Genomic DNA, 15,429 nt, shown 5'->3' with positions numbered 1-15,429 from the left:
TTCTTATTTATTCCTATATATCTCTTTTAGTGGTAATAGTACCTTAAAACAAGTCCCTTTTTTATTATTAAGATCACATAATTGTATATGCCCATCTAATTCGTCAATACTAGCCAATACTAAATAGAGTCCAAATCCACGGTTATCACCTTTAGTCGAATAACCTTTTTGAAAAATATATTGAATATCTTTTTCTGAAATACCTTCGCCGTTGTCATTAATTTCTATTTCAAAATTAGAGTTATCTATGACTAAACTAACTTTTATTTGTTTATCATCTAAAAACTGTACAGCATCTAAACCATTATCAATTAAATTACCAAGTATTGTGACTAAACTATGAATAACAGAAGTGTCTGTTATGGGTGCTAAAACACCATCAATATTGAACTCTAAGGTAACATTTAATTCACGGGCTCGGCTAAACTTACTATTTAAAAAACCAGCTATAATTGGATCTTTTATATATTGACTAACAAGTTTGGATTCAGCCTGTTGGTTGCCAATAATTTGTTCAAGGTAGTCCATTAATTCTTGTTTATTATCATTGAAAGCTAAACCATAAATAACATGTAGTTTGTTATTGAATTCATGTGATTGTGAACGTAAGGCATCGGCGTATCGGTTTACTCCAGTTAAATTTTCTGCCAATTTACGAACCTCTGTCATATCTCTAAATGAGGCAATGGCCCCGACTAAAGCATCATTAACAAATAAAGGAGTTCGATTGGTGAGAATTACCACTCCATTGATATTTTGTTCACAATCATATTCAGCATTGCCACTCATCATCACTTCATGTAGGCGAGTATTAGGAATGAAATTCTTAATAGGTAAGCCAATAATATTTTCTTTATCATCATCTATACGTAAAATTCTAATCGCTTCATCATTAATTTGAGTTATTAAACCGTTTCGATTGATAACAACAATCCCTTCTTTTACTGTTCTAATAATTGCATTTCGTTCTGCAAATAACTGAGCCATTTGAATTGGTTCAAGACCATATAGGATCTTTTTTATATTATGGGACAACAAGTAGGCTAAAATAATAGCGATAGTTAACGAGGCAAATAAGGATAACCAAATCGGTTGGCTTGTTCTCGATGCTAAATGATTAATTTTCTGCAACGTTTGACCAACCAAAACGGCACCAATTTGTTGATGTTTTTCATTCATAATTGGTTTAAATGCTCGAACAGAATCCCCTAACGTACCCTTTGCGATTGAAGTATAGGACTCACCATTTAACGCTCGTTGTTCATCTCCTCCGACTATAGTTTGGCCGATTTTATTTTTATCTGGATGTGAATATCTAACACCTTGCATATTGAATATAACAATAAAATCGGTTTGAGTGAGTGCCCTAGCTTGTTCTGTGCTTGCCTGAATGGTGGTGATATTTTGAAAAGTAGGATTTTGTATTTCATCAATGATAGTCTGAGAGGTTGAGATAATACTGGCAATATTTTCTACACGTTGTCGAGAATTAATAAGATATTCGTTATTGACTACATGAACAATATAAATGTTTTGTGCAATAACTGAGAGTATAAAAACCAAACAAATTAAGCTTATTAGCTTAACTTTCAATGGTAATTTGTTAAATAGGTATCTCATTATCATTTAATATATAAAAAATAAACGTCTAATTATATTAACTGATTAACAGGCAAAACCTACTAATAAATTTATTAGTAGGTTTTTTAGTTAATCTAATTTATTTTCAAGTTATCACTACAGTTTTGCTGCATTTTTGACACTTTCAGCAACAACTTTCGCTACATTAGGTTCGAAAGCATTAGGTAATATGCAATCTACTGAAAGTTTTTCTGGTGTAATGATATTAGCTAATCCTTTGGCTGCGGCTAGTTGCATAGCTAATGTAATATTTTTTGCTCTAGCATCTAAGGCTCCTCTGAATATACCTGGGAATGCTAACACGTTATTGATTTGATTTGGATAATCACTACGCCCAGTTCCAACAATATAAGCTCCTGCCGCTTTGGCTTCGTCAGGGAATATTTCTGGTGTAGGGTTTGCCATAGCAAAAATAATCGATTTTTCGGCCATTGTTTTAACCCATTCAGGTTTCAGTACTCCCGGTGCCGATACACCAATGAATACATCAGCACCTTTAACTGCATCTTCTAATGTACCTTTTTGTTTAGATTTATTGGTTCTTTTCGCCATTGCTAAATGATGGGGTGGTAACGAAGTGTCATCTTCAGATAATATACCAATTTTATCGACAATTTTAAGATCGGAGACTCCAGCAGCTAATAACATATCGGCGATTGCTAAACCAGCTGCTCCTCCGCCATTAATCACAACTTTGGCTGATTCTATCGATTTGCCAGCAACTTTTAAGGCATTATATAGTGCTGCTAGTACCACAATTGCTGTGCCATGCTGATCATCATGGAACACAGGAATATCTAAAATTTCTTGTAATCTTTTTTCAATTTCAAAACATCTTGGCGCACTAATATCTTCAAGATTTATTCCACCAAATGAAGGAGCCAACGCAGCAATATGTTTCACTAATTCATCTGGATCTTGAGTATTAATTGATAGCGGTATTGCATCAACATTAGCAAATTGTTTGAATAAAATTGCTTTGCCTTCCATTACTGGAATAGCTGCTTCTGGTCCAATATTTCCTAAACCTAATACAGCAGAACCATCAGTTATAACAGCTACTAAATTACGTTTACTGGTATATTCGTAAACTGATTCAGGATTTTTCGCTATTTCAGTACACACTGCGGCAACCCCAGGTGTATAAGCAACACTAAGATCTGCCATTGAATTAACGGGCACTTTAGAATGAGTTTCAAATTTGCCATGCATTTGCTTACTAATTGCTAGCGCTTTTTCTTGTACTGTTGTCATAATATTTACCTTTTTAAATATATTAAATCTATGTTAGATATTTTGTAAGATTAAATTAATGCAATAATTCATCTCAAACTGTTTATAAATTTATTTATTAATTCTTTATTTTATATAAAATTACATATGTAAATAACGCATTAGTGCTGTGGTACATATCACCATCAAAGCCCCTCCTAATCTTGTTGCGACCTGAGCAAAAGGCATTAAGTTCATTCTATTTGCTGTAGAAAGTATGGCTACATCACCAGTCCCGCCCATACCGCTTTGGCAAGACGAAATAATTGATGCTTCAACAGGATACATTTTTAAGAAGAAGCTACAGACAAATCCTGTCATTGAAACTGTGAAGACAATCGCGATAATAGTAATGAAATATGGGATTGTTAATACATTAACTACACTAGCTAAATCAATATAAAGCAGACCTAATCCAGCCATCAATGGGAAAGTAAAATTGCCCGAAATAAATTTGTACCATTGTTGGCTACCACGTTCTACACTTTCTGGTAATAAACGGAAATATTTAACTACCGCTGTAGCAATAATCATTAAAACAGGGCCAGGAAAATGAATCATTTTTTCTAGAATCATTCCAAAAATGAATAAAGTGGCTAAAATCATTACTGCACCACTCATTGAGCGAGCATCAAGTGGGGTTTTATCATCTTTTAATGCTTCAGCTAAACCATCAAACTCAATTTTGACCAATTGACCATGACCACTTAAATGAGGTTTAACTTCACCTATTCGGCTCATAACGGCTGTAAAGGTAATTGCAAAAAAGTTACCGACTACTGTAGCAGGAATTAATGCACTAACGAAACTATCATAATCTTGATTTAGGATATTGCTATAAGCATTAGAAAGTTGTAAAACACCTTCACCAATTCCTCCTGCCATTACTGGTGAAACGGTATAGAAAAAGGCGTGTTCCCAAGTATCACCAAAAGCTACAGCGACAGCTACACCAACTAGTGCTGCTAAACACATTCCTAATAACATCGGGATCATCATGCGAATAAAGCCTTGAACTAAAATGACTCGATGCATACCAAGAATACTACCACATACTAAACTGGCGATATAAAAGAGCAGGAAGTTAGATTCTTTCATTAACATTTTGGTCGCCGATAGGGTATTTTCATCAAATACACCATAATAAACTAATAATGAAGGAACAATTAATGACAGAATAGCAGGGGCCCCAAACTTTTTGAAAAATGGAATATTTTGTCCTACAGTTCCCAAAAACCAACCTAAAGGTAATATTACGGCAAAACCACCAATTAATGTTCTTGGTAGCATGTCCAGTTGGGCGGCAATAATAACTATAATGGAACAAACTAAAAATATAGGAAGGGGGAGTGAACCTATATACATCTTATTTTTTTTTATATCTTCAAGCATGCTCATAACTAAACCTCTTTATGTTTTTTATAGTACATAAGCAGTATAGTTAGGTAGATATAAATCAGAAGATTAAGAAAGTTATCTAACTAATTTTGTAATTAATGTAAGTATGTTACTAACATAACTATTGATTTATAAAGACATTTATATTTTGACCCTTTTTAAAATAATAAAATTAGTAATGACTAATTTATTAGGATGCTCTTATAATCATTTGACTAATTAAATCAATCTATCCATCCATTTTTAATTTTTGCCCCTTTTGAGTATACCAATCCCGATTCTTAAACTTTTTTATGTAGCCATTATTAGCTAAACAGTGTTGTCTTTAGTGTCTAAACAAAAGATGAATAAATGATTCTGTAAGATGATGAGTATGGTTAAAAAAGGTAATAATGATATGTGAAATTATATCAATGAAAAAGCGGTAATTATTACCGCTCTTTTATAAAGAAATTATCAGATCAGTTATTTTTGTTTAGCATAAGGACCATATAAAATCCCGTTACTTTTTACCGGGTTTGGTGTAAATAAACGAGCAGCTGCGACGCTTGAGATTGCTACACTTCGATCCGTAACAGTATCACTTATTTGAGTGATAGCAGCAGAAATTAACATACCTAATAAACTATTATTTGATTGTTGGTTTTCTAGACTAGAAGCTGTAGCACTGCCTGTCCAAATAACTTTTCCAGTTCGAGCATCGAGTAGTTTTGCTTCTAATGTTACACGTGTATCACTTTGGAACACTTGATAATTAGTTCCATAATTTTGCACATTAATATATAAAACTGCATCAGGATCAAAGGTCTGTTGTAATTTAGATAAACTAACTGCGTGAATTTCGTTAGCTACCGTTAAGCCATTTTGTTTAAATACTTCATCAGTAAACATAACAGGGAAAACATAATAACCAGCTTCAGCTAAAGGTTAGGTAAGGCTAGTTGTTCAAGGAAGGAAAAACGTATAGAAATGTTATTCAATAATAAGAAAATAATATATAGTTGCTAAATAAAAACCCTGTTCCTCAAAAATTTTTAAGGAAAGGATTAGTATTAGTATTAGCGTAATAAGCAAGCTTGAATTTTATCGACTTCTTTATTAAGTGCATCAATAACTAAATCAGGATGTGATCTTTCAAGGGTTTTTACGTTTTGAAATCCATCATTAGCAATCGAACCGGTATATTGTTGAGCTTGTTTAATGTTGCTAAATAAGTAATGAATATTTTTAGCTTTTCGCGTAGTTGTTAAGGTATAACTGATAAAGTATTTAGTTTGCGATTGATAATCAGTAAGCGCATTGGCAACAATATTATTTCCTTCAACTAATTTGATGGTATCTCCGCCATTGATGGTAATGGCTTGTTGAGTTGGCATATTGTAATATGGCCACCAAGCTGAACCCAAATAGTTATCGCTATTCAAAACCACTGGGCTGTTATCAAGTTCTTGAGCAATACAAACTGATAATGAAGAATGAAGAACAGTGATAGGACGAGAAGTACTATATTTATTTATTATATCCACACCGACAGGATTTTGGGTAATTTCGACTCCTGGAGTTTGATAGATTGATTGCATTTTGTGAGAAGCACAGCCAGTTAGCAACATTACTAAAACAGTAAAACCAATTAACTTTCTCATATCTCATCCTAGCTTGATTAACTACTTTAATTCTAACTGGTTATAAAAGGATTTACTAGTATTTAAAAGATGAACATATAAATATTTTTTAGTATTAAAAATTAGTCAGTAATTTGTTTTATATAAAATTAAAATAATAATAATTTTGGCGAGAAATTGAGAGAAATTAATTTTTCTCTCATTTTTATTATTAGTCTTCTTTACCTCGAATTTTTCTCGATAATCGTTTAAATCCATGGGTAAATTTCTTTATTGCCATTGCCAATACTGGTACCTTAATTTTAATATCAAAACGCTCACGCAACTCGATTGCATCATTAGCTTTGGTAAGCCAAATAAAACCAGAGTTAGTTAAATCGATCGCTTTGATTGTTCCTTCAGGTGTTAAAATAAAATTCCCTCCATGAATGTCATTGGAAACTAAATTATAACTATGTAATTTTTCAACGCAGTTTTTTATTTGTTCACCATAGGTTTTCATTTCTTCCCATTTTAACGAGCGACCTTCAATAAAATTAAAAATCATATAATGACGTTTAGTAACTTTATCAAATGCAACTAAATAAAGTTCATAAGCAATATCACATTTTTCCAACGATATTTTAGCTAGCTTATGAATTAAATTGAAATAAAAGTCACCAGTCAATTTGGCGATAATACGGCGTTCTAAACGATGTTCAACACCACCATCAATTTTAAAAATGAATTTAGTTTTCTCATGATTGATTAAATATGTATATCGCTCAATTCTATCACTTGGATCGAGTAATTCATGATGGCCTTCTTCAGCCAAAAATTGGTCAAAAAGGTCTAAATAATTGATTTCATCATTTTGCACATAGGCAAATTTCATATTGCCACGTTCAATTTCAATAATTTTTGCAAAGTTATTCAAATTTTGTAGTCCTAAGAGAGATCAAAAAAATTAAACTATCTTAAACATTATCCCACCTAAAGTAAATCAATCACTGACAGTTATTAGAACAAACATCAAAAGTATATAAAAAGAATTTTAACTACTTATTGAACTTTTAAGTTAAATTAATACAAAGCTAATATTAGTAAAGACGAGTAATTAAGGTAGAAAAGTGGAAAAGGTAGATTTACTATTTATAAAAATTCACTTAATGATATGATCTGTTTATTATTAACAGCGACTATTTTTTATGCAAACCAAAGCTGCTGTGTGGTTTTTATATATCATAAGAACCGCAAAACAATCTTTATATACTGGTATCACTACTGATGTTGCTCGGAGATTACACCAACATCAAATGGGTAAAGGTGCAAAACATCTAAAAGGACATAAGGATCTTATTATCGTCTATCAACTAAGTGTTGGTGATAGATCAACTGCCTTGAAATTAGAATATCGTATTAAACAGTTAACCAAAATTCAAAAAGAAAAGTTAGTTTCAATATCTCCAAGTCTCAATGAATTATTTATTTTTCTAAATATGAAAAATATTTAACGTTATTTATTGTCTACATAATTGATAATAACTGTAATGGTGGAGCTTTAATTGTTTCAATTTGTTGGTTAAATTGTTTTAATTGTTGTTGCCAAAAATCAATATCAGTCAACCAAGGGAAGGCTCGAGGAAAAGCCGGATCTTGCCAACGTTGAATAATCCATGCCAGATGGTGCACAATTCGCATTGCTCGTAATGGTTCGATTAATTTCAATTGGTTATTATCAAATAGGAAAAATTCCTCATAAAGTTCAATAAAACTGGATAATTGAATTCTCTGCTGTTGTTGATCACCATTGAGTAGCATCCAGATATCTTGAATTGCTGGACCGTTTCTTGCATCATCAAAGTCAACCAAGATGGCTTTATCCCGCCATAAAATATTTCCAGGATGACAATCGGCATGTAGTCGAATTGGTTGCCAATCGTTATGCCAATGTTGTTCAACAGTTTTAATTAAATCGCGGAGGATGATTTTAAGCTCTATTTGAATTTTATTCGGGATGATGGCGTTAGATAACAAAATTTCTTGAGGTTGGTAAAGATATTCTTGCAAACCTATGGTTGGACGGTGTTCAAAAGGTTGTTTTGCGCCAATTTGATGAATTCGACCAAGCATAGTTGCTATGGAATCAAATTGCTCTAAATTATCGGTTTCATACTGCCTTGCGCCAACACTTGGAAATAATGCAAATAGATAGCCCTGATATTCATGCACACTACTGTTGTTAATTACCAGAGGTGCAATAACTGAGATATCTGCCTGTGATAATTGTTGGGTAAATTGATGCTCTTCAATAATTTGTGATCTATTCCAGCGATGTGGCCGATAATATTTAACGACATAACGAGTACGATTTTCATCAGAAAATTGATATACACGATTTTCATAACTATTTAAAGCCGTAAGGCCTGAATCAACATAGATACCTATGGCGGCTAAGCTATCAAGAATCAGTTCCGGCGTTAATGTTTGGAATGAAAATGCACTGTTATTCATAATGTTCCATTATTGTTGGCTAAACCATTCGTCTAGTTTTTGTTTTAATGCATCTAAACCAACGCGTTTTGGCGATGAGAAAGGTGCAACAGTAATATCACCTTGAAAAGGTAAAATGGCTTCTTTAACCATATTAACTTGTTTTTTTTGTGCACCAGAAGCCAGTTTATCGGCTTTAGTTAATAATAACATTACAGGAATATTTACAGATACAGCCCATTCAATCATTTGTTGATCCAAATCTTTTAATGGGTGTCTAATATCCATTAATACAACTAAACCTTTTAAACTTTCTCGTTTTTGCAAATACTCACCCAGTGATTTTTGCCACTTGCGTTTAATCGCTTCAGGTACTTGGGCATAACCATAACCAGGTAAATCAACTAAGCGACAGTTTTCTTCAACTTCGAAAAGGTTAATTAGTTGTGTTCGTCCTGGAGTTTTACTTGTTCTTGCTAGGGCTTTTTGATTAGTTAATGTATTAAGTGCGCTTGATTTACCCGCATTGGAACGGCCTGCAAATGCAATTTCAACGCCAGTATCAATTGGTAAATGTGTAATGTCAGGGGCACTTAAGATAAAATGCGTTTTAGCATAATTTAATGGTCGAATGTCGCTCATAAACAATATCCTTTAAGTGCATTAACGGCACTTAATCACTTAAAATGCCGTTACTGTATAGAAAAACTTAAGAATTGACAACTTTTTCGACTGCTTTTCTAAATCGGTTCATGCCTTCTTTTATTTCATCTTCCGAGATAATTAAAGATGGCGTAAAACGTAGTACATTTGGCCCAGCATTAAGTATCATTACTTTATACTCGGTAGCAAAATTTAAAAAATCTCGCGCTTTACTATGAAATTCAGGTTGTAATTCAGCACCTAAAAGCAAGCCTTTACCTCGATACTCTCGAAATACTTTGAATTTATCATTGATGGTTTCAAGTTGTTCAATAAACATTGCCCGACGTGTTTGGACACCTTCAAGTACTTCTGGGTTGTTAATGATATCGAAGGCAGCACAACCAACGGCACAGGCCAGTGGGTTTCCACCATAAGTGGTACCATGAACACCAGGATGCATTACCGATGCAATCTCATTTGTGGTTAGCATTGCACTAATAGGAAAGCCACCGCCGAGAGCTTTAGCGGAAGTTAAAATATCAGGAATGACATCATATTGTTGATAAGTATATAAACTACCAGTTCTCCCCATACCGCATTGTACTTCATCAAAGACTAATAGGGCATTATATTGATCACAAAGTGCTCGAACACCTTTTAAAAACTCTGGTGTGGCAGAGCTTAATCCTCCTTCACCTTGCACTGGTTCTAATACTACAGCACAAGTATGATCATCCATTACTGCTTTAACAGCATCTAAATCATTAAAAGGAACATGAATAATATCAGCCGGTTTCGGCCCAAAACCATCGGAATATTTAGCTTGCCCGCCAACGGAAACGGTAAAAAGGGTGCGACCGTGAAAAGATTGATAAAAAGCGATAATTTTAGTTTTATAGGGACTATATTTTTCAGCCGCATAGTATCTTGCTAATTTAAAAGCAGCCTCATTTGCTTCAGCACCTGAGTTAGCAAAAAAAACTCGGTCCGCAAATGTATTTTCAATAAGTTTTTGGGCAAGTCGTAGTGAAGGCTCATTGGTAAAAACATTACTAACATGCCATAATTTTTCACTTTGTTGCTGTAGAGCATTGATTAACTGAGGATGGCAATGGCCGAGAGCATTAACCGCTATACCTCCAGCAAAATCGATGTATTCTTCACCATTTTGATCCCATACTCGACTACCTTTTCCTTTCACTGGTATAAAGCTAGCGGGTGAATAAACGGGTAGAATTACTTTATCAAACAGATCTCGTGTAATTTCGGGCTGCATTATTTAATCCTTATTTTAACCAACGGTCATTTTATATTTTATGTTATTTAAAAAGATAGTAAAGTTAATATTTATTCATAATTATTGAATTTATATTCATTTAAAATAAAGTTATATATTTTATTCTTTTCTGTAATTATTTTCGGGTATAATCAACGGTTAATTAATAATCGTCGATAAGATAGGAATAAATATGAGTCGCATTATCTATTGCCATTATTTAAAAAAAGAATCCGAAGGATTAGATTTTCAGCTTTATCCAGGTGAATTGGGTAAACGTATTTATAATGAAATTTCAAAGATTGCCTGGCAAGAATGGCTTAAAAAACAAACAATGTTAATTAATGAAAATAAATTCAATATGATGAATTTAGAACATCGTAAAAAAATAGAAACCGAAATGGTTAAGTTTTTATTTGAAGGTGAAGATGTGGTTATTGATGGGTATAAACCTGAAAATTGAGAGCTAAAATGAAAAATAACTATAAAATTATTACTTTACTCATTTCCGTAACATTATTAACAGCTTGTCCTGGTTCGAAAAACAAAAGTACTGATGAAGATTATTATATAAAAGATACCAATGCTTTTAATATTTTAATCAGTCAGTATGCAAATAATATAGAACAAATTTGGGGGGCCAAAGAAATTCTTATTGCCGGACCAAAAGATTATGTTCAGTATGAAGATAATTTGCAAACACGAGTCCACATTAATTTTGTTTCAGGTGTAATAACAATTGAGACTTTATCTGATACTCCTTTAGCTTATTTAAAAGATGCGATTGTTTCGACATTACTTATGCCAGAGCCAGTTGATATTATTCGCCATGATAAAATAAGTCAGAACTTATCAGGAGAACCATTTTTATATAACCAAGTTCTTGACCAAGAAAGACAGCCAATTCGTTGGAGTGGTAGGGCGAATAGTTTTGCTGATTATTTACTTGCCAATAATCTAAAAGTCCGTTCATCTGGTTCTCATAAAATTACCTATGTTGAAATCAAGCTAGTTCCAAATCATATTAATGAACGAGCAAGAAAATTTTTACCACTTGTTACTGAAGCATCAAATCGTTATTTTATTGATGAACGATTAATTTTAGCTATCATGGAAGTAGAATCTGCATTTAACCCTTATGCAGTCAGTCGTACTGATGCGTTAGGATTAATGCAAGTTCAACAACATACTGCCGGCCGAGATATCTTTAATTCACGAGGAAAATCAGGCGAACCTAGCCGTCAATTTTTACTCGATCCACGTAATAATGTTGATATGGGAACCGCTTATTTATCACTGTTGAAGACTAAGTATTTAGCCGGTATAAATAATCCAATTTCATTAAGATATGCAATGATCACTTCCTATAATGGTGGTGCTGGTAGTGTATTGCGTACTTTTTCTAATGATAGAAATGAAGCTATTAATATTATTAACTCGATGACACCACAACAAGTTTATCGAAAATTAGTGACCTCACATGTTTCTCAAGAATCACGTAATTATTTAGTGAAAGTAAGTAAAATCTTAGATAACAAATAATTAATTACTTAACGATTATTAGCCACTTTTTTAATCTAGATAAGAGATACAAAGAGTGGCTATCTTATATATAATTAATATTATTAATAACTAATGATTTTTTAAGTTTTAAAGATTTTTAATAAAAAAAACGTGATCTACGTTAATTTTGGAGTATACTATGCGCCTCATAAAAGCATAGTTTTTTTGAGGATGTCAACTTGAGTAATGATAAGCTTGTGGACTCGTTTTCTCCCGCACAAATGACCCAAATCGCCGAAGAACTTGGCAATTATAAAGTTAATAAACACCCTAGTAGTACTATCTTATCTGCTATTCTTGCAGGTGTTTTTATCTCCATCGCCTTCGTATTCTATATTACTGCAACCACCGGTACAGCAACCGTTGCTTTCGGACTTGCTAAATTAGTTGGCGGTATCTGTTTCTCGCTTGGTTTGATGCTTGTCGTTTGTTGTGGAACGGATCTATTTACTTCAACCATTTTAACTATTTTACCTAAAATGACGCATAGAATAAGTTGGGTAAAAATGTTTCGTAACTGGATTTTTGTCTATATTGGTAACTTTATTGGTGCTATACTGTTTGTAGCAATTATTTGGTTTTCTGGGCAATATATGGTTGCCAATGGTTTGTGGGGATTAAATGTCTTACAAACTGCAGATCATAAATTACACCATACTTTCATCGAAGCGGTGTTCCTTGGTTTATTAGCTAATTTAATGGTGTGTTTAGCTGCTTGGATGAGTTATGCTGGTCGTAGTTTACTTGATAAAATGCTAATTATGGTGCTACCTGTAGCTATGTTTGTCGCCAGTGGGTTTGAACATAGCATTGCAAATATGTTTATGATTCCTATGGGAATTGTAATTAATAATTTTGCGTCACCTGAGTTTTGGGCTGCTGTCGGGGTCGCTCCTGATACCTTTAAAGCACTAACAGTTGAGCATTTTATTGTAAATAATTTAATTCCTGTTACTATCGGGAATATTTTAGGGGGCTTATTAGTCGCCGTTCCTAATTGGGCTTTACATCTACGTAAGCCACATTGATTTTATAATATTTACCCTTATGTAAGAGTAGATAGATATTTTTGTAAACCTGAGGTTAATAACTATGAGTAATTTAAATGAAGTACAAGCAAAGGCTTGGAAAGGATTTAAAGAGGGTGATTGGCAAAATAATGTCAATGTTCGCGATTTCATTCAAAAAAATTACACACCTTATGAGGGTGATGAATCTTTCTTAGCTGGCGCTACAGAAGCAACCACTAAATTGTGGGATAAAGTGATGGAAGGTATCAAATTTGAAAACTCCACTCATACGCCAGTTGATTTTGATACCAGTGTAATCTCTACTATCACTGCTCATGATGCAGGTTATATCGAAAAGGATTTAGAGAAGATTGTCGGTTTACAAACTGAAAAACCATTAAAACGTGCAATTATCCCGTTTGGTGGTATCAAAATGATCGAAAATTCTTGTAAAGCTTACGATAGAACTTTAGATCCATTAGTTAAAAAAATCTTTACTGAATATCGTAAAACTCACAACCAAGGTGTGTTTGATATTTATACTCCAGATATCCTACGTTGTCGTAAATCAGGTGTAATCACTGGTCTTCCTGATGCTTATGGTCGTGGTCGTATCATTGGTGACTACCGTCGTGTTGCGCTTTACGGTATCGATTACTTAATGCAAGATAAATTTGCACAATTTACTTCATTACAAGCTGACTTTGAAAATGGCGTTGATTTACCAATGACCATGCAACGTCGTGAAGAAATTGCTGAACAACATCGTGCACTTGGTCAAATTAAAGAAATGGCAGCGAAATATGGTTTCGATATTTCAGCACCAGCAACTACAGCACAAGAAGCTGTGCAATGGACTTATTTTGGTTATTTAGCTGCTGTTAAATCTCAAAATGGTGCAGCAATGTCTCTTGGTCGTACTTCTACTTTCTTTGATATCTACTTCCAACGTGATTTAGCAGCTGGTTTAATTACCGAAAAAGAAGCGCAAGAAATTGTTGACCACTTCGTTATGAAATTACGTATGGTTCGTTTCTTACGTACTCCTGAATATGATGAATTATTCTCAGGCGACCCAATTTGGGCAACAGAATCTATTGCAGGTATGGGTGTTGATGGTCGTACATTAGTAACTAAGACTTCTTTCCGTTTCTTAAATACTCTATATACAATGGGTCCTTCTCCAGAACCAAACATGACAATTCTTTGGTCTGAACAATTACCTTCTGGATTTAAAGAATTTGCATCTAAAGTATCTATCGATACTTCATCTTTACAATATGAAAATGATGACTTGATGCGTCCTGATTTCAATAACGATGACTATGCTATCGCATGTTGTGTAAGTCCAATGATTGTTGGTAAACAAATGCAATTCTTTGGTGCTCGTGCAAACCTTGCTAAAACCCTTCTATACGCAATCAATGGCGGTGTGGATGAGAAATTAAAAATGCAAGTTGGTCCTAAAGAAGATCCAATCACTGACGAATATCTTGATTTTGACAAAGTGTTCGCTCGTTTAGATCATTTTATGGATTGGTTAGCAAAACAATACGTGACAGCTTTAAATGCAATTCACTATATGCACGATAAATATAGTTATGAAGCATCATTAATGGCGCTACATGACCGTGATATTATTCGTACTATGGCTTGTGGTATAGCTGGTCTTTCTGTTGCAGCTGACTCATTATCTGCAATTAAATATGCGAAAGTAAAAACTATTCGTGATGAAGATGGTTTAGCAACTGATTTTGAAATCGAAGGTGAATATCCACAATTCGGTAACAATGATCCACGTGTTGATGACATTGCTGTTGATTTAGTTGAACGTTTCATGAAGAAAATTCAAAAACTTAAAACTTATCGTAATGCAATTCCTACTCAGTCTGTGTTAACTATTACTTCAAACGTAGTATATGGTAAGAAAACAGGTAACACTCCAGACGGACGTCGTGCTGGTGCGCCATTTGGACCAGGTGCTAACCCAATGCACGGACGTGACCAAAAAGGTGCGGTTGCTTCATTAACTTCTGTTGCTAAACTTCCTTTTGCTTACGCTAAAGATGGTATTTCATATACTTTCTCAATCGTTCCTAATGCATTAGGTAAAGATGATGACGCACGTAAACGTAACTTAGCTGGCTTAATGGATGGTTACTTCCATCACGAAGCAACAGTTGAAGGTGGTCAACATTTAAATGTTAACGTATTAAATCGTGAAACATTATTAGATGCGATGGAACATCCAGAAAAATATCCACAACTAACTATTCGTGTATCTGGATATGCAGTACGTTTCAACTCATTAACTAAAGAGCAACAAAAAGACGTTATTACACGTACTTTCACTCAATCAATGTAGTTTAGTTAATAATAAACTTAAATTAAATAGCGTCCTTTAGGGGCGCTATTTTTTTGTAGTTAAAATTTTTTGCTAAAAAACGTTATTGGATAATGCAAAGCTATTTTATTTATTTGTCTTGATATATATTCACTATAATTAAATTAATATCGTTTCTCACTTATT

At 33.6% G+C, this 15,429-nt stretch carries 13 protein-coding genes and 1 pseudogene; 5 read left to right on the top strand and 9 right to left on the bottom strand.

The genetic code is table 11. The features are described from left to right. Positions 1-3: 3 nt before the first annotated feature. From dcuS to H3U97_RS04935, 6 genes and pseudogenes are all read right to left on the bottom strand, one after another. Positions 4-1,620: a DcuS/MalK family sensor histidine kinase gene (gene dcuS / locus H3U97_RS04960; protein ID WP_255548106.1), complete on the bottom strand. Its 1,617-nt coding sequence runs from the start codon at positions 1,618-1,620 to the stop codon at positions 4-6. Between the two features lie 117 nt (positions 1,621-1,737). After that, on the bottom strand, positions 1,738-2,895 hold the full coding sequence (locus H3U97_RS04955; protein ID WP_198198414.1) for an NADP-dependent malic enzyme: 1,158 nt from the start codon (positions 2,893-2,895) through the stop codon (positions 1,738-1,740). 120 nt (positions 2,896-3,015) lie between these two features. Further along, positions 3,016-4,311 carry a 2-hydroxycarboxylate transporter family protein gene (locus H3U97_RS04950; protein ID WP_065578120.1) on the bottom strand — a complete coding sequence of 432 codons (1,296 nt, stop codon included), beginning with the start codon at positions 4,309-4,311 and terminating at the stop codon, positions 3,016-3,018. Between the two features lie 465 nt (positions 4,312-4,776). Continuing rightward, a pseudogene (locus H3U97_RS04945) lies at positions 4,777-5,226 on the bottom strand (GNA1162 family protein); the annotation flags it as partial. Between the two features lie 143 nt (positions 5,227-5,369). Further along, on the bottom strand, positions 5,370-5,954 hold the full coding sequence (locus H3U97_RS04940; RefSeq protein ID WP_086364829.1) for a hypothetical protein: 585 nt from the start codon (positions 5,952-5,954) through the stop codon (positions 5,370-5,372). Positions 5,955-6,144: 190 nt separating this feature from the next. Then, complete coding sequence (locus H3U97_RS04935) at positions 6,145-6,849, bottom strand: lipopolysaccharide core heptose(II) kinase RfaY (protein ID WP_034902956.1); 705 nt, start codon at positions 6,847-6,849, stop codon at positions 6,145-6,147. A 271-nt stretch (positions 6,850-7,120) separates the two neighbouring features. Here H3U97_RS04935 and H3U97_RS04930 point away from each other — a divergent pair, with 271 nt between their 5' ends. After that, complete coding sequence (locus H3U97_RS04930; RefSeq protein ID WP_034902959.1) at positions 7,121-7,426, top strand: GIY-YIG nuclease family protein; 306 nt, start codon at positions 7,121-7,123, stop codon at positions 7,424-7,426. A 13-nt stretch (positions 7,427-7,439) separates the two neighbouring features. Here H3U97_RS04930 and H3U97_RS04925 read toward each other — a convergent pair whose 3' ends face one another. The 3 genes from H3U97_RS04925 to H3U97_RS04915 all read right to left on the bottom strand — a co-directional run bounded on the left by H3U97_RS04925 (position 7,440) and on the right by H3U97_RS04915 (position 10,326). After that, the gene (locus H3U97_RS04925; protein ID WP_086320943.1) at positions 7,440-8,426 is read right to left on the bottom strand and encodes a serine/threonine protein kinase; all 987 of its coding nucleotides are present in this window, start codon (positions 8,424-8,426) and stop codon (positions 7,440-7,442) included. Positions 8,427-8,435: 9 nt separating this feature from the next. Then, positions 8,436-9,038, bottom strand: coding sequence for a ribosome biogenesis GTP-binding protein YihA/YsxC (gene yihA / locus H3U97_RS04920; protein WP_110453333.1), 603 nt, complete (start codon positions 9,036-9,038; stop codon positions 8,436-8,438). 76 nt (positions 9,039-9,114) lie between these two features. Further along, complete coding sequence (locus tag H3U97_RS04915) at positions 9,115-10,326, bottom strand: aspartate aminotransferase family protein (protein ID WP_198198412.1); 1,212 nt, start codon at positions 10,324-10,326, stop codon at positions 9,115-9,117. Between the two features lie 193 nt (positions 10,327-10,519). On the opposite strand from H3U97_RS04915, the gene H3U97_RS04910 reads away from it, so the two are divergent. From H3U97_RS04910 to pflB, 4 genes are all read left to right on the top strand, one after another. Then, positions 10,520-10,789, top strand: coding sequence for an oxidative damage protection protein (locus tag H3U97_RS04910; RefSeq protein WP_086320942.1), 270 nt, complete (start codon positions 10,520-10,522; stop codon positions 10,787-10,789). An 8-nt stretch (positions 10,790-10,797) separates the two neighbouring features. Then, positions 10,798-11,868, top strand: a complete 1,071-nt coding sequence (gene mltC, locus H3U97_RS04905; RefSeq protein ID WP_198198411.1) for a membrane-bound lytic murein transglycosylase MltC — start codon at positions 10,798-10,800, stop codon at positions 11,866-11,868. Positions 11,869-12,068: 200 nt separating this feature from the next. Further along, positions 12,069-12,917 (top strand): formate transporter FocA, encoded by an 849-nt coding sequence (focA, locus tag H3U97_RS04900; protein ID WP_034902976.1) that lies wholly within the window; start codon positions 12,069-12,071, stop codon positions 12,915-12,917. 64 nt (positions 12,918-12,981) lie between these two features. Further along, on the top strand, positions 12,982-15,264 hold the full coding sequence (gene pflB, locus H3U97_RS04895) for a formate C-acetyltransferase (RefSeq protein WP_065578112.1): 2,283 nt from the start codon (positions 12,982-12,984) through the stop codon (positions 15,262-15,264). Positions 15,265-15,429: the final 165 nt, after the last annotated feature.

It is taken from the genome of Gilliamella sp. W8128 (genome assembly GCF_016100545.1).
Lineage (GTDB): Bacteria > Pseudomonadota > Gammaproteobacteria > Enterobacterales > Orbaceae > Gilliamella > Gilliamella apis.
Note: the sequence above shows the minus strand (reverse complement) of the source record. Positions and strands in the feature narration are given on the sequence as shown.